18 protein-coding genes are annotated in these 23,800 nt (G+C 46.0%); 6 read left to right on the forward strand and 12 right to left on the reverse strand.

All coding sequences use genetic code 11. The annotated features are described in order from the left end of the window. Window positions 1-3 precede the first annotated feature (3 nt). The 5 genes from queA to gyrA all read right to left on the reverse strand — a co-directional run bounded on the left by queA (window position 4) and on the right by gyrA (window position 6,356). Window positions 4-1,080 (reverse strand): tRNA preQ1(34) S-adenosylmethionine ribosyltransferase-isomerase QueA, encoded by a 1,077-nt coding sequence (queA, locus tag PEB0122_RS11130; RefSeq protein ID WP_075917196.1) that lies wholly within the window; start codon window positions 1,078-1,080, stop codon window positions 4-6. A gap of 905 nt (window positions 1,081-1,985) precedes the next feature. Beyond that, on the reverse strand, window positions 1,986-2,498 hold the full coding sequence (locus PEB0122_RS11135) for a peptidylprolyl isomerase (protein ID WP_075917197.1): 513 nt from the start codon (window positions 2,496-2,498) through the stop codon (window positions 1,986-1,988). A gap of 10 nt (window positions 2,499-2,508) precedes the next feature. Next, the gene (locus PEB0122_RS11140; RefSeq protein WP_075917198.1) at window positions 2,509-3,066 is read right to left on the reverse strand and encodes a peptidylprolyl isomerase; all 558 of its coding nucleotides are present in this window, start codon (window positions 3,064-3,066) and stop codon (window positions 2,509-2,511) included. A 37-nt stretch (window positions 3,067-3,103) separates the two neighbouring features. Next, on the reverse strand, window positions 3,104-3,598 hold the full coding sequence (gene coaD / locus PEB0122_RS11145; protein ID WP_075914574.1) for a pantetheine-phosphate adenylyltransferase: 495 nt from the start codon (window positions 3,596-3,598) through the stop codon (window positions 3,104-3,106). A gap of 40 nt (window positions 3,599-3,638) precedes the next feature. Beyond that, a complete protein-coding gene (gene gyrA, locus PEB0122_RS11150; protein ID WP_178391805.1) occupies window positions 3,639-6,356 on the reverse strand; it encodes a DNA gyrase subunit A in 2,718 nt (905 codons plus the stop codon). Window positions 6,357-6,670: 314 nt separating this feature from the next. On the opposite strand from gyrA, the gene PEB0122_RS11155 reads away from it, so the two are divergent. Continuing rightward, the gene (locus tag PEB0122_RS11155; protein ID WP_075870860.1) at window positions 6,671-7,303 is read left to right on the forward strand and encodes a MarC family protein; all 633 of its coding nucleotides are present in this window, start codon (window positions 6,671-6,673) and stop codon (window positions 7,301-7,303) included. Between the two features lie 486 nt (window positions 7,304-7,789). On the opposite strand, the gene ssb is transcribed toward PEB0122_RS11155, so the two are convergent. Continuing rightward, window positions 7,790-8,287: a single-stranded DNA-binding protein gene (gene ssb / locus PEB0122_RS11160; RefSeq protein WP_075917199.1), complete on the reverse strand. Its 498-nt coding sequence runs from the start codon at window positions 8,285-8,287 to the stop codon at window positions 7,790-7,792. Window positions 8,288-8,523: 236 nt separating this feature from the next. Between ssb and uvrA the strand changes: the two genes are divergently transcribed. Beyond that, a complete protein-coding gene (gene uvrA / locus PEB0122_RS11165) occupies window positions 8,524-11,439 on the forward strand; it encodes an excinuclease ABC subunit UvrA (RefSeq protein ID WP_075870514.1) in 2,916 nt (971 codons plus the stop codon). Between the two features lie 587 nt (window positions 11,440-12,026). Here the strand turns inward: uvrA and PEB0122_RS11170 are convergent. After that, the gene (locus PEB0122_RS11170; protein WP_075870513.1) at window positions 12,027-13,268 is read right to left on the reverse strand and encodes a porin; all 1,242 of its coding nucleotides are present in this window, start codon (window positions 13,266-13,268) and stop codon (window positions 12,027-12,029) included. 131 nt (window positions 13,269-13,399) lie between these two features. Beyond that, the gene (locus PEB0122_RS11175) at window positions 13,400-14,932 is read right to left on the reverse strand and encodes an NAD(P)H-hydrate dehydratase (RefSeq protein ID WP_075870512.1); all 1,533 of its coding nucleotides are present in this window, start codon (window positions 14,930-14,932) and stop codon (window positions 13,400-13,402) included. Between the two features lie 232 nt (window positions 14,933-15,164). On the opposite strand from PEB0122_RS11175, the gene PEB0122_RS11180 reads away from it, so the two are divergent. From PEB0122_RS11180 to PEB0122_RS11190, 3 genes are all read left to right on the forward strand, one after another. Beyond that, window positions 15,165-15,503: a P-II family nitrogen regulator gene (locus tag PEB0122_RS11180; RefSeq protein WP_075870859.1), complete on the forward strand. Its 339-nt coding sequence runs from the start codon at window positions 15,165-15,167 to the stop codon at window positions 15,501-15,503. A 77-nt stretch (window positions 15,504-15,580) separates the two neighbouring features. Further along, window positions 15,581-16,990 carry a type I glutamate--ammonia ligase gene (glnA, locus tag PEB0122_RS11185; RefSeq protein ID WP_075870511.1) on the forward strand — a complete coding sequence of 470 codons (1,410 nt, stop codon included), beginning with the start codon at window positions 15,581-15,583 and terminating at the stop codon, window positions 16,988-16,990. A gap of 142 nt (window positions 16,991-17,132) precedes the next feature. Next, complete coding sequence (locus tag PEB0122_RS11190) at window positions 17,133-17,681, forward strand: hypothetical protein (RefSeq protein WP_075870510.1); 549 nt, start codon at window positions 17,133-17,135, stop codon at window positions 17,679-17,681. Between the two features lie 650 nt (window positions 17,682-18,331). Here PEB0122_RS11190 and PEB0122_RS11195 read toward each other — a convergent pair. The 4 genes from PEB0122_RS11195 to PEB0122_RS11210 all read right to left on the reverse strand — a co-directional run bounded on the left by PEB0122_RS11195 (window position 18,332) and on the right by PEB0122_RS11210 (window position 21,291). After that, window positions 18,332-18,760 carry an organic hydroperoxide resistance protein gene (locus PEB0122_RS11195; protein ID WP_075870509.1) on the reverse strand — a complete coding sequence of 143 codons (429 nt, stop codon included), beginning with the start codon at window positions 18,758-18,760 and terminating at the stop codon, window positions 18,332-18,334. A gap of 92 nt (window positions 18,761-18,852) precedes the next feature. After that, the gene (locus PEB0122_RS11200) at window positions 18,853-19,641 is read right to left on the reverse strand and encodes an ATP12 family chaperone protein (protein ID WP_075917200.1); all 789 of its coding nucleotides are present in this window, start codon (window positions 19,639-19,641) and stop codon (window positions 18,853-18,855) included. Beyond that, window positions 19,634-20,311 (reverse strand): HAD-IA family hydrolase, encoded by a 678-nt coding sequence (locus PEB0122_RS11205; protein ID WP_075917201.1) that lies wholly within the window; start codon window positions 20,309-20,311, stop codon window positions 19,634-19,636. The genes PEB0122_RS11200 and PEB0122_RS11205 overlap by 8 nt, the downstream gene beginning before the upstream one ends. Further along, the gene (locus tag PEB0122_RS11210) at window positions 20,308-21,291 is read right to left on the reverse strand and encodes an RluA family pseudouridine synthase (protein ID WP_075870858.1); all 984 of its coding nucleotides are present in this window, start codon (window positions 21,289-21,291) and stop codon (window positions 20,308-20,310) included. The genes PEB0122_RS11205 and PEB0122_RS11210 overlap by 4 nt, the downstream gene beginning before the upstream one ends. 210 nt (window positions 21,292-21,501) lie before the next feature. Between PEB0122_RS11210 and PEB0122_RS11215 the strand changes: the two genes are divergently transcribed. After that, entirely contained in the window at window positions 21,502-23,331 is a 1,830-nt protein-coding gene (locus PEB0122_RS11215; protein WP_075917202.1) for a glucan ABC transporter ATP-binding protein/ permease, read from the forward strand. Window positions 23,332-23,800: the final 469 nt, after the last annotated feature.

Here is a 23,800-nt window from a genome sequence, read left to right on the forward strand (position 1 = left end):
TTCCTAATCTTTTCGTTCCAGAAAACTTGTATCGCCATAAGAATAAAAACGATAGCCCGTTTCAATAGCATGTTGATAGGCGTGTTTCATTTCATCAAGCCCGCTAAAAGCCGATACAAGCATGAATAATGTCGAGCGCGGCAAGTGGAAATTCGTCATCAGGCAATCGACAAAACGGAAATGATAACCCGGTGTTATAAAAATATCGGTTGAACCGGCCCATGCATCAAGCAGCCCCTTTTCATCCGCAGCACTTTCCAGAAGTCGCATCGCCGTTGTCCCAACAGCAATAACCCTGTTGCCACGTTTTTTTACAGCCATCAGCGCATCAGCCGTTTGTTGGTCTATATGACCAATTTCAGAATGCATTTTATGATCTTTTGTATCGTCAACCTTGACGGGCAAAAAAGTGCCTGCACCAACATGGAGCGTTACAAAATATTCTTCGACACCCCGATCTTTGATCTGGTGCATCAAATCCTTGGTAAAATGAAGACCGGCAGTCGGCGCCGCGACGGCCCCCTCTTCGCGTGCATAAACGGTCTGGTAATCGGTTTCGTCACGCTTGTCCTCGCCCCGTTTCAAAGCAATATAAGGTGGCAAAGGCATGTGACCGATAAGAGCGATTTCACGATCAAGCTCCGCACCCGATTTATCGAACTCCAACAGCATTTCGCCGTTTTCGCCTTTTTCACGAACCTTGGCAACAAGCTTGTCATCATCGCCAAGACTTCTATCCTTCTTGTTGAAAACGATTGTTTCGCCAATTTTTAAACGTTTTGCGGGACGAACAAAAGCAAGCCACTCGTTAGGGCTTACGCGTTTATGAAGTGTTGCACCAATATGGGCAATGGCTGCATCGCGCCGCCGTTCCCCCTGAAGTTGGGCTTTTATAACCTTGGTGTCATTGAAAACTAGTGCATCGCCTTTTCTGAGAAGCGAGGGTAAATCACGCACATGTAAATCTTCGAGACTTCCACCTTTTCCGACATGTAAGAGACGGGCACTTTCCCGCGGCACAGCCGGACGCAAAGCGATTTGTTTTTCAGGTAACTCGAAATCAAAAAGATCAACTTGCATAAGAGCGCACGCACATTCATAAATCGGACAAGCGGATAATGCTTGTCGCACTGTTATATCGGATTAAAAGACCAACCTTTATGGAGGCCTTGCCAAGGATACTTGGTAATGGCTTTTTACTAAAGCATTTTCCGAAAAGTGTGAAGCGGTTTTCGGAGTCAAAAACGCGCCACTAAAAACCCATTTTCCGAAAAGTGTGAAGCGGTTTTCGGAATCAAAAATGCGTTGCTAAAAACCCGTTTTCTAAACACTTTAAAACTGCTTTTGCGGGAGTAATGAACTAAGCAATCTCTTTAATCATCGAAAATAGAATACGGGCATAACGCGATTTTTCCCTTAAAATTCCGGTTGAGAGCAAGCGTCCCGCTCGTAATAACAAATGATCAATCCCGTAAATGGCGAGCATCGAACCTGAATATAAATTTAAAATAACTATTGAAAGGATTTGCCGGAAAACATCAGGGAATGAAATTGAAATGATATATTTTCATCCCGCTTTTCCGAAGTTTTTCCTGCAATAAAACAAATGAATATCCGGATATTTTACATAAGAAAAATAATGAAAATCCGGTTTTTAGCGCCGCGCAAAATCACTTTGACATTTAAGCTTTTTTAGTGCCAATTGCCCGTTCGTTCCCGATGCCAAACATCTTATAAAAGGGTGATCCGAACGATATAAAAAATATCGACAAAAACTTTTTTACATTAAAATTCAAATCGTTAAATGCCAAACATGAATCATTTTGTGAAGATTATATTGCTGCTGTTTCTATAGAGATACAAACTTCCATCTGCCAGAATTTTGCGTTTTAAAAAAGCAAAAGGTGCTCCGAATTTTATTCAGAACACCTTCTTTGAAGTTTCATAAATCAAAGCTTCCGAACAACTGTGTCGAGCCTTGAAAATTATTTTTTATCGGCAGCAATTATTGCTTTGACAATGCTATCAGGATCACTGACAGGCTCGCCTTTTTTGAGCTTGTCGACATTTTCCATGCCTTCAATGACCTGTCCCCAAACAGTATATTGACGATTGAGCCACGGAGCATCCTCAAAACAGATAAAAAACTGGGAGTTTGCCGAATTCGGGTTTTGACTGCGTGCCATAGAGGCCGTGCCGCGCTTGTGTGGAACATTGGAAAATTCGGCTTTAAGATCGGGCTTGTCCGACCCACCCATGCCTGCGCGTGATGCGTTGAACTTTTTGCCGCCTTTTTTGCCAAACTCGACATCGCCTGTCTGTGCCATAAAACCGTCTATCACGCGGTGAAAAACCACATTGTCGTAAGCGCCTTCGCGGGTTAATTCTTTAATTCTCTTGACGTGTTCGGGTGCAATTTCGGGCAATAATTCTATAACCACATTGCCCTTTGTCGTTTCCAGTATCAGAGTATTTTCCGGATCTTTAATCTCAGCCATTTCTTTTCCTTTATTTTGTAGCTTCGATACGTGCTTTTATAATGACGTCAGGGTCAGCAACCGAACCGTTATTATCGGCACGCCCTTTTTTGATTTTATCAACGACATCCATGCCTTTTACCACTTCACCAACAACTGTGTACTGGCCGTTGAGGAAAGAAGCATCATCAAAACAGATAAAAAACTGTGAATTGGCTGAATTCGGATCTTGGGAACGTGCCATACCGACTGTGCCGCGTTTGAATGGTACTTTGGAAAATTCTGCTGCAAGGTCGGGATATTGTGACCCACCCATGCCTGCACGACGAATATTGAATTCGGGGCTGCCTTTTTTGCCGAATTTTACATCGCCGGTCTGTGCCATAAAGCCCGGAATAACCCGATGGAAGACAACATTATCATAAGCACCTTCTTTGGTGAGCTTCTCGATTTGTGCGACATGCTTGGGAGCAAGATCAGGCCGCAACCGGATTGTGACATCACCATCTTTCAATGTTAAGACAAGATTTTCTCCACCGGAGGCAAAAGCTACGGAACCAAGCGAAAAAAGTGCAAACAGAACGGCCATAACGCCTAAAAGTTTACGAACCAAAGTTTTTCTCCATTTATGATTTGAATTTTTTTATCAATGCGGATGCCACATTTTCAGGAACAAAGGGCGAAACATCACCACCCATCAATGCAATTTGCCGAACAAGAGTAGCGGAAATTGACCGAACCGCATCAGCTGCTGGCAAGAACAATGTCTGTATTCCGGGTGCCAGCGCCCTATTCATGCCGGCAAGCTGCATTTCATAGTTAAAATCGGTTCCATCTCGCAAACCACGTATGATAAAATTTGCGCCGATCTCACGTGCTGTATTAACCAGCAAATTGTCGAAGGAAATAACTTCCAAACGCTTTTCTGTGTCTCTCAGAACAGTCTTCGCGACCGTTTCAATCAGTTTCTTACGTTCTTCAAACGTAAAAAGCGGGGCTTTACTCGGGTGGATGCCAATGGCAACAACAACCTTGTCAGCTACTCCAAAGGCACCCCGCAAAACGTCAAGATGTCCATTGGTAATCGGATCAAACGAACCAGCAAAAATTGCTACTTTCATCTTTCACCTCCCGTCAGCCATCCTGATATGACCTGATTATTCAATCATCCGTTTGCGTATCAGAATTGTCTGATGAACCGTTGTCATCATTCGCCACAGTTTCGTCAACGTCACTGTCGTCTTCCGATTCAGAGATGCGTTCAACCGAAACAACTTTTTCGTTTTCGGCTGTATCGAAAATCGTGACACCTTTTGTCGAACGTCCTGCAATGCGAATTCCTGCCACCGGAACGCGGATGAGTTTTCCTCCATCCGAAACAAGCATGATCTGATCACTTTCCTCAACGGGGAAAGCCGCAACCAGCTTGCCGATTTCGGCCGTCTTTGAAGGATCTGTGGCTCTTATTCCTTTGCCACCACGACCGGAAATTCTGAATTCGTAGGATGAAGAACGTTTGCCATAACCAAACTCGCTTACTGTCAACAGCATCTGTTCATGTTGAGACAACTCGTTATAACGTACGTCGCTAAGATCGGCATCGCCTGTTGCTTCTTCCTCGTCACTGATCGTCACATCATCGCTATCGTTACCGGCTGCACGGCGTTCGGCAACGGCGCGTTTGAGATAGGCCGACCGTTCGGCTGGTGTTGCCTCGACATGCTCCAGAATAGCCATTGAGATGACTTTATCACCTTCGCCGAGATTGATACCGCGCACGCCAATGGAATTTCTACCGGCAAAGACACGAACATCGGAAACGGCAAAACGGATACATTGACCATCGGCAGTGGTGAGAACCACATCATCATTTTCCGTACAGGTATCGACAGACAGAATTTCATCTTCATCATCGTCGAATTTCATCGCAATTTTACCGTTGCGATTAACTTGTACAAAGTCGGAAAGCTTGTTTCGCCGCACGGTACCACGTGTTGTTGCAAACATGACATCAAGTTCGCTCCAGCTTTCTTCATCCTCCGGCAATGGCATGATTGTAGTGATGCGTTCACCCTGCTGCAACGGCAGAAGATTGATGAGCGCTTTACCACGCGATTGGGGCGTACCGACCGGCAACCGCCACACTTTTTCCTTGTAAACAATACCGCGCGAAGAGAAGAACAGAACCGGTGCATGGGTATTGGCAACAAACAGACGGGTTACAAAATCCTCGTCTTTTGTTGTCATGCCGGAGCGGCCCTTACCACCGCGATGTTGCGCCCGATAAGTATTGAGCGGAACGCGCTTGATATAGCCGCTATGGCTTACAGTGACGACCATTTCTTCACGTGCAATGAGGTCTTCGTCATCCATTTCGGCACCACCGGAGCCGAATGACGTAAGACGAGGTGTGGCAAATTCATTGCGAACAGCCATCAATTCGTCTTTGACAATAGTCAAGACGCGCAAACGAGAACCCAGAATATCGAGATAATCGGTAATTTCAGCACCAATTTTATTGAGCTCGTCGGCAATCTCGTCGCGCCCCAAAGCTGTCAGGCGTTGCAAGCGCAAATCAAGAATAGCACGCGCCTGCTCTTCCGAAAGATTATAGGTGTTATCCTCATGAATAATGTGACGGGGGTCATCAATCAATTCAATAAGATGGCGGACTTCCGCAGCCGGCCAGCGACGTGTCATCAACTGGTCACGTGCGGTTTGCGGGTCCGGTGCATTACGAATAAGCTGGATGACTTCGTCGATATTGGCAACAGCAATTGCCAGACCAACCAAAACATGGGCACGTTCACGTGCTTTGCGCAGCAAAAATTTGGTACGCCGTGTAACAACTTCTTCACGGAACAGGACGAACGCCTTAAGCATGTCAAGAAGCGTCATCTGTTCAGGCTTACCGCCATTTAACGCAACCATATTGCAGCCGAACGAGGTTTGCAAAGGTGTGTAGCGGTAAAGCTGGTTCAATACAACATCGGCAACGGCATCGCGCTTCAGCTCGATCACAACGCGATAGCCTTCACGATCGGATTCATCGCGTAAATCCGAAATGCCTTCAATACGTTTTTCGCGTACAAGCTCGGCAATTTTTTCGACCATTGTCGCTTTATTCACCTGATAGGGAATTTCGGTAACAACGATGGCCTGACGGTCATTGCGGATATCTTCGACTTCAACCTTGGCACGCATAATGAGCGAGCCGCGTCCCGTCTCATAGGCCGAACGTATGCCGGCGCGCCCGAGGATGATCCCGCCGGTCGGAAAATCCGGCCCCGGTATAATCTTGAGCATTTCGTCGAGCGTTATGGCCGGATTATCAATGAGTGCGACGCAACCATCAACAATTTCGCCCAAATTGTGCGGCGGAATATTGGTGGCCATACCGACCGCAATACCGCCTGAACCGTTAACGAGAAGGTTCGGGAAACGTGCCGGAAGGACAATCGGTTCCTGCTCACGGCCATCATAGTTATCCTGAAAATCGACCGTTTCTTTATCAATATCATAAAGCAGACTATCGGAAACTTTTTCCAGCCGGCATTCGGTATAACGCATAGCTGCCGGCGGATCACCATCAATTGAACCGAAGTTTCCCTGCCCGTCAATAAGCGGAACGCGCAGCGAAAAATCCTGCGCCATACGGACCAGCGCATCATAAATAGACGAATCGCCATGAGGGTGGAATTTACCCATCACCTCGCCGACAACACCGGCAGATTTGCGATAAGGCTTGTTATAAGAAAGCCCCATCTGGTTCATTGCATAGAGAATGCGTCGATGGACCGGTTTCATACCATCACGAACATCAGGCAGTGCACGCGATACAATCACGCTCATGGCGTAATCGAGGTAGGAGCGCTCCATTTCCTCCACAATATTGACCGGTTCAATACCGTTCGGATTTCCTGAATCTGGTGGTATAATTTGATCGTTCACGGCTACACAACTTCCTTAATAGAATCAGCCCTTCCTTTATAACGAAAAATGCCCCGAAAAGCCAATTTCTCTTGCCCTTCTATGTATGGATTTGGCTTTTATTTTCAGTGTGTTAGTTGGCCACAAGAAAAATCGGTGGATGACTTTATGTTGAATTTGTGCCATGAGAGCGGAAATGAATGATTTTAACTGCCCCTCATTTTGGCAAATACCGAATGATGGCGCACCAAGGAGTAACAATCATGTTTGATGCAGGTTTGTTGCTGAATGCGTTTATCACATTACTGGTTACGATTGATCCTGTGGGGCTGGTGCCGATTTTCCTCGGACTGACGCGCGAAATGACCCATATGGAACGCAAGTCCACCGCAATGGCTGCTTCTGTCATTTCTTTTGTCATTCTGCTCGCTTTCGCGCTTATTGGTGGGGCGATCTTGGAAGGTTTGGGTATTTCACTCGGTGCATTCCAGATTGCAGGCGGTATTTTATTGTTTGCGATTGCTTTCGAAATGATTTTCGAAAAACGCTCGGCGAGAAAACAAAAGTCTGTCAAAACCGCGGTTACACGCGACCATATTCACAATATTGCAGCTTTTCCGCTTGCAATACCGATGATCGCCGGCCCCGGCGCGATCTCAGCCACCATTCTTATGGCGAGCAAGAATCCGGGTTTTATCGGCACTGCCGTTTCCTGCTTTGTGATCCTGATTTCGGTCATTGTCTGTTACGGTTTCATGCTTCTTGCCCATCCTATCGACAGACTTCTTGGTGAAACGGGCAGAACAATACTCACGCGCCTGTTCGGTGTCATCCTTGCAGCATTGGCGGTTCAATTCGTTGCCAACGGAATTTTGGCTCTCTTCCATATTGTGTGAAACTGCATCACCGCTAAACGCCCCTTCACCCATCATTTCAGGATTGTTGCGTATATCGTTGGTTGCAGATCGAATTTTCATGAAAGATTGCTGGGACGTCCAAAACGAAGAAGTGTTCAAAACAGTTCGCACCCTACGGGTGGCAGTCATTCCGGACAACTCTGGGATAGGCTGCTTCAATTCACCCAATCTTGCATATTGAAATGTCAACTTTATTTGTATGCTAAGAAGGCTGTAAGATAGACTTTTCGGCTTCATAAAAGCCCCTCGCTCCCGTTTTTGCTAAAATCTATAAAAGCCCCTCGCTCCCGTTTTTGCTAAAATCTGCGATTTAATGAGGAACAACGGAAACGCGAAGCACTTTAAAATTTTTGAATTACGCAAATGCAGTTCAAAGAAGGTCGCGACAACGCTTTACGCGGCAACCGCAATTCAATGTATGGAACGGCAATTGCAAGGCGGGATAATCGCTAAAGAACTAGAGCCTCAAAATGGAACATCGTCATCAAGCTGGCGTGAAAAATTGCTTTCTGATTGATTGTTTCCACCCTGATCGGAATTGCCGTACCCGCCGCCGAAACCACCAGAACCGGATTGATCGCTTACCTGTGGGCGACCGGCGCCAACTTCTCCACGACTATCAAGCATTTGCAATTCACCGCGATATTTTTGTAGAACAACCTCGGTCGTATAACGGTCGTTACCGTTTTGATCCTGCCATTTGCGGGTTTGCAGCTGTCCTTCAATATAAACTTTTGCGCCCTTCTTCAGATATTGCTCGACAACTTTGACCAGATTTTCGTTAAAAATAACGACACTGTGCCATTCTGTCCGCTCGCGACGCTCACCAGTATTACGGTCACGCCACGTATCCGATGTTGCAATGCGCAAAGTTGCTACTTGATCGCCAGAATTCATCCTGCGAATTTCCGGATCTGCACCGAGATTACCAACCAGAATGACCTTGTTAACACTGCCTGCCATTATAAAAACTCCAAACTGCGCGGCAAAAAACCGAAAATTAAATGCTAAAGCTCAATTTGCCACCATATAATCTATTTTTAAGCTTGGGGCAAAAAAGCCCGGTTTATTCATTGAATTTCCACAGAACTTCTATTTTCGTTATTGTTTTGGGTCGAATCTTACCATTGCAATTTTTGACCATCTCACCTATTTGAAAGCGAGTGTTCCATTTTTGTTCTTTCCCCGCAAGGCCAAATATGTCCGATCAGAAATATATTTCAATACGTGGTGCCCGCCAACATAATTTAAAGAACATAGATCTCGATTTGCCACGAGACAAACTCATTGTCATGACTGGCCTTTCAGGATCCGGCAAATCGTCGCTTGCTTTCGATACGATCTATGCCGAAGGGCAAAGGCGATATGTTGAAAGCCTTTCGGCATATGCCAGACAATTTCTGGAAATGATGCAAAAACCGGATGTTGACCAGATTGATGGTCTCTCTCCGGCAATTTCTATTGAACAAAAGACCACAAGTCGTAACCCGCGGTCAACTGTCGGCACGGTTACCGAAATTCATGATTATATGCGCTTGTTGTTTGCGCGGGTCGGTGTGCCCTATTCGCCCGTCACTGGGTTACCCATTGAAAGCCAGACCGTAAGCCAGATGGTTGATCGTATTATGGCGCTTCCTGAAGGAACACGGCTCTATATTCTGGCTCCGCTCGTACGCGGACGCAAAGGTGAATATAAAAAGGAAATGGCTGATCTCCTTAAAAAAGGTTTTCAGCGTGTCAAAATTGACGGCGTTTTTTACGAGATAGCTGATGTTCCCGAGCTCGATAAAAAATATAAACATGATATTGATGTTGTCGTTGACCGCCTTGTCGTAAGACCTGATATTTCCGCCCGCCTTGCCGATAGTCTTGAAACCTGTCTTCATCTGGCTGATGGATTGGCCGTTGCAGAACTTGCTGATAAACCGCTTCCAAAAGAACAAACAGCCGGCGGTTCAGCCAATAAATCGAAAAATGACACACACGAGCGTTTACTCTTTTCTGAAAAGTTCGCCTGTCCTGTTTCCGGCTTTACAATTCCCGAAATTGAGCCGAGGCTTTTTTCTTTTAACAATCCGTTTGGTGCTTGCCCGACCTGCGACGGCTTGGGGTCGCTTCAGGCAATTGATCCGGCAATGGTGGTGCCAGACGAGAATTTGTCTTTGAAAGCCGGTGCGATTGCTCCATGGTCGAAATCCTCTTCACCTTATTACAATCAGACACTTGAAGCACTCGGAAAGGCATATCACTTCAAGCTTACCGACAAATGGAAAGACCTTTCCGAAGAAGCTCGTCACGCTATCCTTTACGGCACGGGCAAAAAAGAAGTAACATTTACCTATCACGACGGTATGCGCTCCTATTCTGCGACAAAAAGTTTTGAAGGTGTTATCCCGAATATGGAACGGCGCTGGAAAGAGACTGATTCTGCCTGGTCACGCGAGGAGATTGAGCGTTATATGTCATCTTCCCCTTGTCCGGCATGTAAAGGCTATCGGTTGAAGCCGGAAGCTCTAGCTGTAAAAATCAATAAACTTCATATTGGTGAAGTGTCCGAAATGTCGATTTCCAAAGCCGACAAATGGTTTCAGGAAGTTGACAAAACCTTCAATGAAAAACAGAAGAATATTGCTTCACGCATTTTGAAAGAAATTCGCGACCGTTTGAAATTTCTGAACGATGTCGGACTTGAATATCTCACTCTAGCGCGTGCCTCCGGTACATTATCGGGTGGTGAAAGCCAACGTATCCGACTTGCTTCGCAAATCGGATCAGGCTTGACCGGCGTTCTCTATGTTCTGGATGAACCGTCTATCGGATTACACCAGCGCGATAATGCACGTCTTCTTGAAACACTTAAACATTTACGCGATCTCGGCAATACAGTTATCGTTGTCGAACATGATGAAGATGCCATTCTGACTGCTGATTATGTTGTCGATATCGGTCCGGCCGCGGGTGTTAACGGAGGTAAAGTCGTCGCGCAAGGAACGCCAAAAGATATTATGGATGATCCGGCTTCACTCACCGGCCAATATCTTTCAGGTAAAATGTTTGTTCCCGTGCCGGCCGAGCGTCGCAAAATTTCCAAGACAAAGAAATTGCGCGTCGTCGGGGCGAGAGGCAATAATTTAAAGAATATTACAGCCGATATTCCTCTTGGAACGTTTACCTGTGTCACCGGTGTTTCGGGTGGTGGCAAATCGACATTCCTTATCGAGACTCTGTTCAAAGCGGCCTCGCGCCGCATCATGGGAAGCCGCGAACATCCGGCAGAACATGATCGAATCGAGGGGCTTGAATATCTCGACAAAGTTATCGACATTGACCAATCCCCGATCGGGCGCACACCGCGTTCGAATCCGGCAACCTATACCGGCGCTTTCACGCCAATACGTGATTGGTTTGCCGGCTTGCCGGAAGCAAAAGCCCGTGGTTATCAGGCGGGACGTTTTTCATTCAATGTCAAGGGCGGGCGCTGCGAAGCCTGTCAGGGCGATGGTGTCATAAAAATCGAAATGCACTTTTTGCCGGATGTCTATGTAACGTGCGATGTATGCCACGGAAAACGCTATAATCGGGAGACGTTGGAAGTCACCTATAAAGGTAAATCCATCGCCGATGTCCTTGATATGACGGTAGACGAAGCGGCGGAATTTTTTCAAGCAGTCCCCGCTATTCGCGACAAGATGGATACATTGGTCAAGGTCGGGCTTGGCTATGTCAAGGTCGGGCAACAAGCGACAACCCTTTCCGGCGGTGAAGCACAACGCGTAAAGTTAGCAAAAGAACTGGCCCGCAAGGCAACCGGTCGGACACTCTATATTCTTGACGAGCCGACAACAGGTCTGCACTTTCACGACGTTGCGAAACTTCTTGAAGTTCTGCATGAATTGGTCGATCAGGGAAATACCGTTGCTGTTATCGAGCACAATCTTGAAGTGATCAAAACAGCCGACTGGATCATCGACCTTGGTCCCGAAGGTGGCGATGGCGGCGGCGAAATCGTTGCTGTCGGCCGTCCAGAAGATATTGTGAAAGTCGAACGCTCTTACACCGGACAGTTCCTGAAAGAGCTTCTGGAACGCCGGCCAACAAAAAAAGCGGTATCGTAACACACGGACAAACGAAACTCTTTTCAAGAAAATAATAAAAAGGCAGGGATGTTCAATTCCTGCCTTCTTTGAAGGCTTTTGTAGCAGAAAACTGCTGAACTTAAAAAACGAAAGCCAAAAAAACGATATCGCCGGATCGATCAATAGCATTTCTCACAAGCTGCATCTCATCTCTGCAAGTGTTTTAATCTAAAGGATATCGAACTCTGTCAGTGTAATATTTTCGTATCGTTATTCTGATAGCAGGTCATATTTCTTTTGAAGCTGATAACGGGATCGTCATAAAACACATCTCGTTCAATGAATATGTTAAACATGTTTTTCTGGATGATCAGCTGCTTCAATTCCGGATAAGCAGGGAAAAATTTTCTAAAACCGGATATTTATAGTCCAAATCTTCAACCCGCCTTTTTAACCTGAACATCCGAAGTGGTTCGGTTTACCACCTTATTGCGCAATTTTCCCGCATATTGTGCATTCGTAATTTCGTTTTAACGCAAACAATCTCATAAAATTAAAAACCACACTAAATTTTTCAAAAAAAATGGCGGCTAAAGCCGCCATTCGAAAACTCAATTAATTTGATTTTAGAAATTGCGCTGCATACGCAACATTCCCTGAACGGCATTATCACCATGGAATGTAACGCGTGAACCATCGTCCCACTTCTTATCGTTACCGAAGTTCAGATAAGAAACTTCAGGTGTAACAACGAGACCCGGAACAAGCTCGTAAGCCATATTGACCGATGCACTGAATACATCCGTGTCATCATAGGTCAACTGCGAATTGAAAGATGCCTTCTTGGTAGCCTTGTAGGTTGTACCACCCCAAACGGCCCAATCGCCACCCCAGTCACCATATTGGCTCGTATGCATGCGATAATAGAAATCATGCTTTCTGTTGGGGCGATCATGATTATAGACATCGTCATAGGCATAATAGTCATCATTGGTCTTATATCCGCCCATGACCCAGACTGACAACTGATCGGTTACATTCAAATTGACGCGGAGTTTGGCAGCCCATTCTTCCCATTGTGCATCATAAGCGCCAACTGCAGCGATAGAGCCCCAACCCTGAACATATTTGGCACCGAGAAGAACATTTGGTGTGTAATCATCAATGCTGCTACCACTATAGAAGTGGCGAGCATCAGCGTCATTACGATAGCTTACGCCTGCACCGGTTCCAACCCGTTTACCCATGCCTTTGAGATAATAATTGTCCCCAGGATTATCGCTTCCTTTATCGGTACCTTGTTCAACACCGATAATTGCTGAAAAACCGTTATCTGCCGAGAACGTATAGCTTAAAACATTGGTGCGCTGGAACATGCCGGGATCAACAACATCATCGTTCAAGACCTTACCGAGATAACCCGTCCAATGCCAGAAAATCGATTCGTCAACACCAACGCGCAAACCACCCAATTCGATATAGGCAAAGTGAGCTTGCCCACCCAATGTATCGTCACCATCGTCCCATTGGTTACGTAGCTCAACCAAAGTGCGCAAGGTACCTAGTTCGGTTTCGCTAGCTGTTTGGAAACGCAATTCAGCACGGGCGCGCCATGCATAGGTGTCACGATCTTTGGTGCCCTTGTAGGCATAGACATTGTCGCCACCCTTTATATCAGCACGCAAATATCCGCCAACGCGCATACATGTGTCGGTACCGGGGATATAGAAATACCCCTGTCCATAGGCGTCGCAAACGCGTACAAATTCGACAGGTTCCGGCTCTGCTACGACAACATCGGCAGCGTAAGATGCACTCGATATGACCATGGCAGCAGCAGAACCTGCCAACAGTGCTTTAATTTTCATACGGATTTCTCCCTGTGCCCGATAGGCTCTAATAAATAGAATTTTGTAACGGTGTTATGAGACAGCGTTTCCCCAATGAAAAGACAAAATTGGGAAAAACTGCCATCTATAGTTAAATTGTGATAAATTAGTCACATAATTGCCTCGGAAAGAACCAACGGAATTGCCGAAACGATATCTTCTGCAATCATGCCGTGTCCAAAATGTTCTGCACACCGCGCGTGGAGAAAGGCGCCGGCACAAGCTGCCTCGAAAGGCAGCATTTTTTGCGCACTCAAGCCGCCGATAATCCCCGAAAGCACGTCGCCAGCGCCTGCTGTGGCGAGAAACGGTGTTCCATTTACGTTCACTGCCAGGCGCCCATCGGGAGAAGCAATGATTGTATCCGCGCCTTTATAGACGACCACTGAACCGCTAACCGTTGCCGCTTTTGCGGCTTTCTCTATACGCGACAAGTCTTCCATGTGTGCAACAGACGGGAAAACGCGTTGGAACTCGCCTTCATGGGGCGTCAATATAACATTGACCGGCGATTGTTTGATAAGGGCGAATATTTCTTCGCCTTTTCCGGCCATAGCGGTGAGCGCATCAGCATCAAGAACGAGCGTAAAAATTTTACTCTTCAAAAGGACGACTTTAATAATCGAAAGAGCACGCTCCAATGAGCCGAATGCGGGGCCAAGAATGACCGAACGCACTTTCCGGTTTTCGAGAAAGTCGAGAATTTCTGTATCACTCCCCATTTCCTTGAGCATGATACTGGTGAGATGCATTTCATGAACGAGAAGTGCATCTTCCGGCGAAACTATTGTAACAAGTCCCGCTCCGCTTCTTGCCGCAGCGTGGGCAGCAAGTCTCGCAGCACCGGTTGATGATTGATGGCCGGAAAACACCACGGCATGTCCCCGACGATATTTATGTGTATCATAGTCCAGTTCCGGCCAATTCTTGAGCCAAAGTGAAGGAAAATTGATAAAACGTGTCGGCTTGATAGTTTCAAGTACTTTTTCGGGAATGCCTATATCGGCAAGTCTGATCTCGCCACATTGTAATCTTCCGGGGTAACACACATGTCCCGGCTTCAACCGGAAGAATGTGACAGTCGTTGATGCCTTGACAGCTTCTCCCTTTATTGCCCCGTTTTGTCCGAAAACACCGGAAGGCAAGTCAACGGCAATGACCGGAATGCCACTTTCATTCAATCTTTTCAATTTTTCCTGAAGCGATTGTTCCAACGGGCGATCAAGCCCTGCTCCATACAAGGCATCAATAACAACATCGAAATCCTGTGGAGATGAAAAATTATCAAAAGCCAAGTGCTTTGCGCCCCACAAAGCGGCTGCTTTTTCTGCGTCACTTCCTGCTCTTGGTGTCCCCAACGCAAATATGGTGGGCTCGAAGCCATGGCTTTTTAGAATATGCGCAGCCATATAGCCATCGCCGCCATTATTTCCTGGCCCGCATAAAACAGCTATCGTTCTGCATTGCCGATAGTCATTGAGAACAATATCGGCGATAGCCTGCCCTGCCCGTTCCATGAGCTTGAAACTATCTTCCCTGTTTAATGTGGCAGCCAAATGATCCGCATTACCCATTTCTTCAGGCGTCAAAAGTTCAACGGGAAAATGTGTATTCAATCCGGGAATTGCATATTTTTTCATCATGGGGCCTATTTTTTATTCATTGCGACAGGATTTATTCAGCTCACTATACGCGGTTTTGTCAAATTCGTCATAGTTAACAAACGGTGAATTCTACATTCTGACAAAATATTGTTGAGTTATTGCTTTATTTTTCCAACTTGGCACAAAACATGCTTATAACTTGTTAGTGATTGAAAAAATCGACTTAAAGCGGTTACCGAAGCTAAAGTTTAACGTTGGAGGCGAGATCAATATGAAAAAAATCGAAGCTATCATTAAGCCGTTCAAGCTTGATGAAGTAAAGGAAGCCCTTCAGGATGTCGGCTTGCAAGGTATAACCGTTACCGAAGCCAAGGGATTCGGCCGGCAAAAAGGCCATACCGAGCTCTATCGTGGCGCCGAGTATGTTGTTGATTTTCTCCCCAAGGTAAAAGTCGAAATTGTTGTTGCCGATGAAACCGTAGAGCCGGCAATCGAGGCCATCCGGAAAGCTGCACAAACCGGTCGCATTGGCGACGGGAAAATTTTTGTTTCATCTGTCGAAGAGGTTATCCGCATCCGTACAGGTGAAACGGGCGTAGACGCTATCTAAGCCATAAGTTAACTCATGCCCCATTTTACGGGGCATGTCCGATCAACCCTTTATTACTTTTAAATAAGGAATGTAATATGACGACTGCATCTGATGTCCTTAAGCAAATTAAGGATAATGACATTCGCTTCGTAGATTTGCGTTTTAGCGACCCTAAAGGCAAACTACAGCATGTAACCATGGATATTGCTGAAATCAGCGAAGATACATTTGCTGATGGTGTCATGTTCGATGGATCTTCCATCAGCGGATGGAAAGCAATCAATGAGTCGGATATGGTATTGATGCCTGATCCAACCACCGCCCATATGGATCCGTTTTTCGCCCAATCCACAATGGTCATCCTATGCGATGTACTTGATCCGATCTCGGGCGAATCCTACAACCGCGATCCGCGCTCGACAGCCAAAAAAGCTGAAGCCTATGTAAAATCATTGGGAATTGGCGACGCCGTAAATGTCGGGCCGGAAGCCGAATTTTTCCTGTTTGACGATGTTCGCTTCAAAGTTGATCCCTATAACACAGGCTTCAAACTTGACTCCAACGAATTTCCTTCCAATGACGACACTGAATACGAAATGGGCAACCTCGGGCACCGTCCGCGCGTAAAAGGCGGCTATTTCCCTGTTCCGCCAATTGATTCCTGTCAGGACATCCGGTCGGAAATGCTGACTGCTTTGACCGATATGGGCGTTCGCGTTGAAAAACATCACCATGAAGTTGCTGCTGCCCAGCATGAATTGGGTATTCGCTTTGACACATTGGTGCGCGAAGCCGACAAAATGCAGATATTCAAATATGTTGTTCATCAGGTTGCCAATACCTATGGCAAATCTGCTACTTTCATGCCGAAGCCTATTTTCGGTGACAACGGTTCGGGCATGCACGTTCACATGTCGATCTGGAAAAACGGAAAGCCGACCTTTGCAGGCAATGAATATGCAGGCCTCTCGGAAACCTGCCTGTTCTTCATTGGTGGCATCATCAAGCACGCAAAAGCTATCAACGCTTTCACCAATCCGTCGACCAACTCTTACAAACGTCTGGTTCCGGGATATGAAGCACCTGTTTTGCTTGCTTATTCGGCACGTAACCGTTCAGCCTCCTGCCGTATTCCTTTCGGTTCTTCGCCAAATGCAAAACGTGTAGAAATCCGTTTCCCTGACGCGACAGCCAACCCGTATCTTGCCTTCTCGGCAATTTTGATGGCAGGACTCGATGGCATCAAGAACAAGATCCATCCCGGACAAGCAATGGATAAAGATCTTTACGATCTGCCGCCAAAGGAATTGAAAAAAATCCCGACGGTTTCCGGCAGTTTGCGTGAAGCATTACAATGTCTCGACAAAGACCGCGCCTTCCTTAAAGCCGGTGATGTATTCGATGATGACCAGATTGATTCGTTCCTCGAATTGAAGATGGAAGAGGTCTTGCGTTACGAAATGACACCTCATCCGATCGAATTCGATATGTACTATTCAGTCTGATCCGAGTTAACCAAGATCATAAAAAGCGGGGGCTTCGGCCTCCGTTTTTGTAACAATCTTTGCCTTTTTCCTGTCACGCTTTGCCTTTAGTTTATGAGTTCTCTATAAAGAAGGTATGAGTAAACAGTATCGAAGGTAAGCTATGCGACGCATCCTCCCAGTCATCGTTGGTTTTTCAATTGTTTTTTGCGGGCTTATCCCGGCAGATGCACGATCGGCGACGGACGCAGAAGTCAAAATGCTGAGTGATGCCACAAATAATTACGCAACAGCCCTTCAAACATCCAATTTCGACGCGGTTTTGAATGCAATACCGCCGCGAATCATCCAGACTTTGGCAGCTCAATCAAAAGTTGATCAGGAGCAGTTCCGGCAAATCATGGTGAGCCAGATGAAGCAATTGGCTCAAACCTATAAAGTTGACAAGATAACAATAAGCCAATCGAAAAAAAGTGCTGGCGAATTCGAGGACGGAACTCCCTATTATATTATCCCTACCGATTTTGTGATCACCACTATCAACGGCAATAATAAAAACCAGGTCAAAGGTGAGCTTGTAGCCATTCTCGACAATAATCAGTGGTATTTTGTCCGTGGTGACGACGCCACCACTATTTCGACTATGAGTGCTGCATTTCCGGGTTTCGAAAAAATCAAGCTCAGTGCGCCTGAAGTCAAGCCAATTAAATAAGGTTTATTGCTTTTAGCCGTTGTCTTAACTTTTTACGACACATGATTTCCGGTTTTTTTATTTCCGGAAGCGCATATTCTAGATTATCCAAATCGGGCTTTAAAAGGGCAATAACACATATTCTTGGGGGATAGACCTGTTTTCTATCGTACCACCGCGTTTCGGGGGTATGTGCGGAAAAAAACACGTTCAATGAGCCCAAAATCAAATGATTACGGGCACGTTTCTAAATTTGCAAATGCATTTTTATATTCGACGCTGTCGTTAGAACAGAGCTGTCGATTGCATAATACGGCCCTAGCTCTTTTCATAATTGATATAGCATCGGATGGGGTGCAAAAACTTACCTTTTATGGTTGATGCGAACGCCCCGATTTTAAAAATAATAAAATCTCGCCAACGAGTTATATAAACGGAAATGCATCACTGATAAAGAGCCGGACATCGGCTTTTGCGGGATTCAGAGCGTCATTTATTTGAATAACCCGTGAACTATTTGAACACTTTGCGGGATAAAATATTCTGCAGCTCATACCGCATTATATTTCAGAAACTTTCGTTCAAGACGAAAAAATTGTTCGTTTGCGAAAAAACTTCCAAACGAACAACTTGCAAGAATAAAGATACCACAGAATTTTCGGTGGCCGTTTTCAGATCACTTTAATCTGGACACTGATATTATTGCGTGTCGCATGAGAATAAGGGCAAATCTCGTTATGAGCAGTGTGGGCAGCCATTTCGGCTTGTTGTTTGTCAAGCCCTTCCAGATGAACTGTCATAATAACTGAAAGTTCAAAACCACCGCTTTTGCGCGGTCCAATTCCGACTTCTGCTTTTACATAACTTCCGTCCTGAACTTTAAATCCAGCTTTTTGTGCAGCAAAACGCGTTGCCGATTCAAAGCATGCGGCATAACCGGCAGCAAAAAGCGTTTCAGGATTGGCACCAATCGTGCCGTTACCACCCATCTCTTTAGGTTTTACCAAGTCGATGTCGAGTGCACCATCTTCCGAATGCACATGACCTTCACGCCCACCTTCGGCAATCGCTGTCGTTCTGTAAATTATGTTCGATAACATTGAGCTTCACTCCTTGGTAAAACAAACCCGCACGTTTAAACTAGCGTGTTTTTTAAAAGAAGCAATGAACCATCAATCAAACTTGAGAGAATTTATCGATTTTCAATGGCCGCAATAGTAGCGGCAGCGGCTTCATATTCGGCCCGATGATAAGCACGCTTTTCCTTTGCTTCGGCATCTTCTCCCCAATGTTCGATTGTCCAGTCTTCATCAAGATGAGCGAGTTTCCAGGCTTCCGGCAGGCTTATTTTTCCTTTCCAGACGGCAAGCGCCAGCAGTGCCGAACCACAAAGTGTGGTGATGGAATGTAATGCCGCCAGCACATAAGGGGATTCTATTGCTTCAAGAGCTTCGCCTATTGCCGAAATCGAATCATCAGGTTGTTTTACAAACATCACGCCTTCAGTCAGCATGAAACGTGCACCATAATCCTTACGAATCCATTCAAGGATAGGATCCCAATGGTGGTGCTGCCTTTCGACCAGCTCTTTTGGTGAATCTGCGCGATAAAATAACATATCGTTGCCGACAAATTCGAGAATATCATGCCGCACAACATCCATATTATCGACGACGCCATCGAGGATTGAATTGACAAGGCGGGTTACCGGCATTTTTGCCGGATCAATTGTCTGTCGTTGAGAATTGAACTCGTGTGCCACAATTTCGGCCAACGCTCTATTAGGCAAAACAAGTTTATGGCGTGCCGGCGTTTTGACTGTTTTTCCATCAAGAACAACAGCAAATTCCCCCCCCACTTCCTTGACAAAAGCTTCTTTATAAAACCGCTTTGGTAATTCGCGTTTAGACAGAAGCTGAGCCTGTTTCACTGGATCAGCTTTTTCAGCGTCGTCATTCAGCTCTTGCAGAAATTCACGCATTGTTATCACTTTCAAAAATCGGAATTATGTCTTTTGGCTCTCTTACCAGTTTATCTGCACCAGCTTCTTTCAAGGCTTCCGGCGTATTATAGCCCCAGAAAACGCCGATCGCTTTGGCATGAGCAAGCTTGGCCATTTGCATATCGAAAATGGAATCCCCGATGACATAAGTATTTTCAGGAAGCACGCCGGTTTGTTTACAACTTTCTATAACCATTGTCGGATCAGGCTTTGACGGGCATTCGTCTGCTGTTTTGATTGTAATAAAGCAATGAAGTTTATAGGCTTCCAGTATTTTATCAATTCCGAGCTTCGACTTGCCGGTGACAATGCCCAGAAGAACATCATCTTTATGTTCGAGTGTTGTCAACATTTCCAAAATTCCTGGGAAAAGCGGCTCGGTAAAAGAAATATCGCCTCGGTTTTTCGCAAAAATCTGTTTATAAGCCGTCACCATTTCAAGAATTTCATCATCAACGGGACGATCTAAAAGGCGGGCGATCGCGCGATCAAGCGAGAGGCCGATGACAAGTTTTGTCTCGTCAAGATCGGGTTCTTTATAAGAAAATTTTTCAAATACTTGAACCATCGCCCGTTGAATAGCAAAAGCACTATCAACCAGTGTTCCATCACAATCAAAAAGCGCAAGGCGAAGCGGCTTGTCGGTCAATCTTGATCTCCGTCACTTTCATCGAATGCAAGAAGATTGAACGTTTGCACCATATGGGGCGGAAGAGGAGCAGTCACATCCAATATTCCTCCGGAAGGATTGGGAATTCTTATCCGGCGGGCATGGAGATGAAGACGATTCTGGATACCGCCCGGTAGTTCCCAATTCTGATCTGCATAAAAATATTTGGGGTCACCAATAATCGGATGGCCGATATAGGCCGCGTGAACACGCAATTGATGGGTGCGTCCGGTATAAGGTTCCATTTCAAGCCAGGACAAAATCTGCCCGCGCGTGTCTATAACACGGTAGTGCGAAACAGCATGATCGGAATCCGGTTCACCATGCGGGCATACACGCATTTTATCGCCATCGGGGGTGGATTCCTTAACAAGCCATGTTGAAATCTTGTCTTCGCGTTTTTTAGGAACACCTCTTACAATGGCCCAATAGGTCTTTTTGGTTTCACGGGCACGGAATGCCGCTGCCAAAGCCTGCGCTGCCGAGCGTGTTTTTGCAACAACGAGGACACCTGACGTATCGCGATCAAGCCGATGGACAAGGCGTGGCTTTTCACCCTTTTGATTGCGCCAGGCTTCAAGCATGCCGTCGACATGACGGGTAACACCCGAGCCACCCTGAACAGCAAGACCGGCCGGCTTGTTAAAGACATAAAGCTTCTTGTCTTCGTAAAGAAGCATCTGCTTTAAAACGTCACCATCATCCTGCCCACGAATGGTTTTGCCTGTTAGAGGTACTGCGCCTTTTTCATCGACAGGTAGAGGAGGAACACGCACCGATTGTCCGATTTGCAATCTCGTATCAGACTTTACCCTGCCCCCTTCAACACGGATTTGACCGGAACGCAAAAGTTTTTGCAGGTGGCCAAACCCCAGTCCCGGATAATGAACCTTGAACCAGCGGTCAACGCGCATACCGTTTTCATCTTCATCAACTTTTTTTATTTCAACACCGGCCATCGTCATCTCCTTGGTGTTTTCTCTAGCATCATCGAACGACAATAGCGACATGATTTATCGTTGTGATCACACTCGGTTACATCGTGTTGTTAAAAGTGGTTTTGCTGATCGTAAATTGAACAGTAGCGCACATTAAATAAACATTATAAACAGTTGAACCGATTTTAAAACGGACAACCACGGGGACAAGGTGTCATTGGAGGTATAAGCTTGTCGCTTTTTAAAACTTATACGCGCGCAGTCAGCTATTTGATGACAGAAAAGAAAACTGTCATCATCATTTGTGCAGCCAATATTGCTATGGCGGCTGTGCAGGTTTTCATACCGAAAATTTTCGGCTGGATTATTGATGAACTGTCTTTAACCGCGCAAGCAGTATCAAGCGGCACTGCTTTTTCGGCTGGCGATACCTTCACAGCAGTTATTCCTTATCTCGCATTGTGGACGGCACTCGGTATGTTTTCCATTGTCGCAACTGTAATGGTCGACAGGGGAGCCGATCGTCTGGCACATCGCAGACGCTTGGGAGTATTAGCTGAATCCTATCAGCGCATTATCAATATGCCGCTTGCATGGCACCAGAAAATCGGTACCTCCAATGCACTTCACACAATGCTGCGAGCTTGCGAATCCATGTTCACGATGTGGCTCGAATTCATGCGCCAGCATCTCGCTTCAATGATTCAGCTTATAATTCTGTTAAGCGTTGCAATCTGGACCGATTACCGACTGTCCATCGTTCTGATTTCGCTTGGCATTATTTATATCATGATCGCTCGTCTTGTCATGACCAAGACCAAAACGGGACAGGAATCGGTTGAAAAATATCATCTTGCTTTATTCGAGCATGTCACAGATTCAATCTCCAATGTCTCGGTTGTTCAAAGCTACAACCGCGGCGATGAAGAAAGCGAACGCGTCAAACAGAATGCACAAAACGTGCTCAAGGCACAATATCCTGTTTTGAACTGGTGGGCCTTGGCGGCCGGCCTTAACCGTATGGCCTCGACAATCACAGTCATCGTCGTCATTGTTCTTGGCGCCTATCTGGTTTCCAAAGGTATCCTCAATATTGGTGATGTTGTTGCCTTTGTTTTCTTTTCACAAATGATGATTGGTCAACTTGACCAGATCAGCAATTTCATCAATCTCATTGGTTCCAATCGGGCGAAACTCGACGCATTTTATGACATGATGGATTCGACTGTTGCGGCAGCCGAACCTAAAGGCCTCCCCTCATTGACCAATGTAAAAGGCGACATCCGTTTCGACCATGTCACCCATGAATTTTCGAATACTCTGCAAGGTGTCTATGACATCACCTTCGAAATCAAACCCGGACAGACTGCAGCAATCGTCGGGCCTACCGGTGCCGGTAAAACAACATTGATCAATCTGTTACAACGAATCTACGATCCGGAAAGCGGCGTTATAACGATTGACGGTGTTGATACAAGAACAGTCAACCGTGCGTCCCTTCGTCATGCCATGGCAACCGTATTTCAGGATTCAGGGCTGTTTAACCGCACAATCAAAGAAAACATCAGCATCGGCCGCCCCGATGCAACGGATGAAGAGATATATGAGGCAGCAAAGATTGCTGCTGCCAATGATTTCATTCATGCGAAGACCAACGGTTATGACACCCGCGTGGGAGAACGCGGGTCGCTCCTTTCCGGTGGCGAACGGCAAAGGCTGGCAATTGCCCGAGCCGTATTAAAAAACTCGCCTATTTTCGTGCTTGATGAGGCAACAAGTGCACTGGATGTTGAAACAGAAGCGCGCGTCAAGGAAGCAATTGACACAGTAAGCCGCAATCGGACAACAATCATCATCGCCCATCGGCTCTCGACAGTGCGCAATGCGGATCTGGTATTATTTATGGATCATGGTCATATTGTCGAACAAGGGAGTTTTGATGAACTTGCTGAAAAAGGCGGTCGCTTCACTGCACTCCTTAAAGCGGGTGGTTTAACAATAGACCATTCGCCCCATGCACTTAACCGCGACAATGCTGTTCAGGTTCAACAACCATCATAAACCGACCAATTTTGTAGCTTAACGCATTGACTATAAAAACCATTCAAGATGGTAAGTCCGATGTCACGGGATTAACCGTTTTCACAATAAGATCGGTTAAATGAATTCCCTATTGACCAGTTGCGGGGCAAGAAAAACACTCGGCGTTTTACTAATAAAAGAAATGTGTTGAAACGGAATGGAATAAACGCATGAGCGAAATAGCCAAATTCCTTCAATAAATTTAATCCTGTTCCATTCACGAGAAGCCGCAATAGCCAACCCAACGTAACGGTGACGCCCAAAATACACATTTTCCGTTCTTGCACTTTGTAACCCGCTTTCCATTTTTCAAGCGACATTAGCCGGCAATGAATAGCTGAAAACCCGATTTCACTCTGTGAAGGCAGCAATATCCCGCCCATCAAAGGCCAGTACGAAACCCCTCTGTTTAATTAGCGATATATTCATCCACTGTCGGAAGAGCCCT

The organism is Ditibartonella apis (genome assembly GCF_001952075.1).
GTDB classification, from domain to species: Bacteria; Pseudomonadota; Alphaproteobacteria; order Rhizobiales; family Rhizobiaceae; genus Bartonella; species Bartonella apis.

Excerpts from the sequence above, each read along its gene's own strand:
- gyrA (WP_178391805.1), bottom strand. The coding sequence starts at position 6,356 with ATGGAGCGCTCCTACCTCGATTACGCCATGAGCGTGATTGTATCGCGT.
- PEB0122_RS11195 (WP_075870509.1), bottom strand. The coding sequence starts at position 18,760 with ATGTTATCGAACATAATTTACAGAACGACAGCGATTGCCGAAGGTGGG.
- PEB0122_RS11175 (WP_075870512.1), bottom strand. The coding sequence starts at position 14,932 with ATGATGAAAAAATATGCAATTCCCGGATTGAATACACATTTTCCCGTT.
- PEB0122_RS11155 (WP_075870860.1), top strand. The coding sequence starts at position 6,671 with ATGTTTGATGCAGGTTTGTTGCTGAATGCGTTTATCACATTACTGGTT.
- queA (WP_075917196.1), bottom strand. The coding sequence starts at position 1,080 with ATGCAAGTTGATCTTTTTGATTTCGAGTTACCTGAAAAACAAATCGCT.
- PEB0122_RS11135 (WP_075917197.1), bottom strand. The coding sequence starts at position 2,498 with ATGGCTGAGATTAAAGATCCGGAAAATACTCTGATACTGGAAACGACA.
- uvrA (WP_075870514.1), top strand. The coding sequence starts at position 8,524 with ATGTCCGATCAGAAATATATTTCAATACGTGGTGCCCGCCAACATAAT.
- PEB0122_RS11190 (WP_075870510.1), top strand. The coding sequence starts at position 17,133 with ATGCGACGCATCCTCCCAGTCATCGTTGGTTTTTCAATTGTTTTTTGC.
- PEB0122_RS11200 (WP_075917200.1), bottom strand. The coding sequence starts at position 19,641 with ATGCGTGAATTTCTGCAAGAGCTGAATGACGACGCTGAAAAAGCTGAT.
- PEB0122_RS11170 (WP_075870513.1), bottom strand. The coding sequence starts at position 13,268 with ATGAAAATTAAAGCACTGTTGGCAGGTTCTGCTGCTGCCATGGTCATA.
- coaD (WP_075914574.1), bottom strand. The coding sequence starts at position 3,598 with ATGAAAGTAGCAATTTTTGCTGGTTCGTTTGATCCGATTACCAATGGA.
- PEB0122_RS11210 (WP_075870858.1), bottom strand. The coding sequence starts at position 21,291 with ATGGCCGGTGTTGAAATAAAAAAAGTTGATGAAGATGAAAACGGTATG.
- ssb (WP_075917199.1), bottom strand. The coding sequence starts at position 8,287 with ATGGCAGGCAGTGTTAACAAGGTCATTCTGGTTGGTAATCTCGGTGCA.
- PEB0122_RS11180 (WP_075870859.1), top strand. The coding sequence starts at position 15,165 with ATGAAAAAAATCGAAGCTATCATTAAGCCGTTCAAGCTTGATGAAGTA.
- PEB0122_RS11140 (WP_075917198.1), bottom strand. The coding sequence starts at position 3,066 with ATGGCCGTTCTGTTTGCACTTTTTTCGCTTGGTTCCGTAGCTTTTGCC.
- glnA (WP_075870511.1), top strand. The coding sequence starts at position 15,581 with ATGACGACTGCATCTGATGTCCTTAAGCAAATTAAGGATAATGACATT.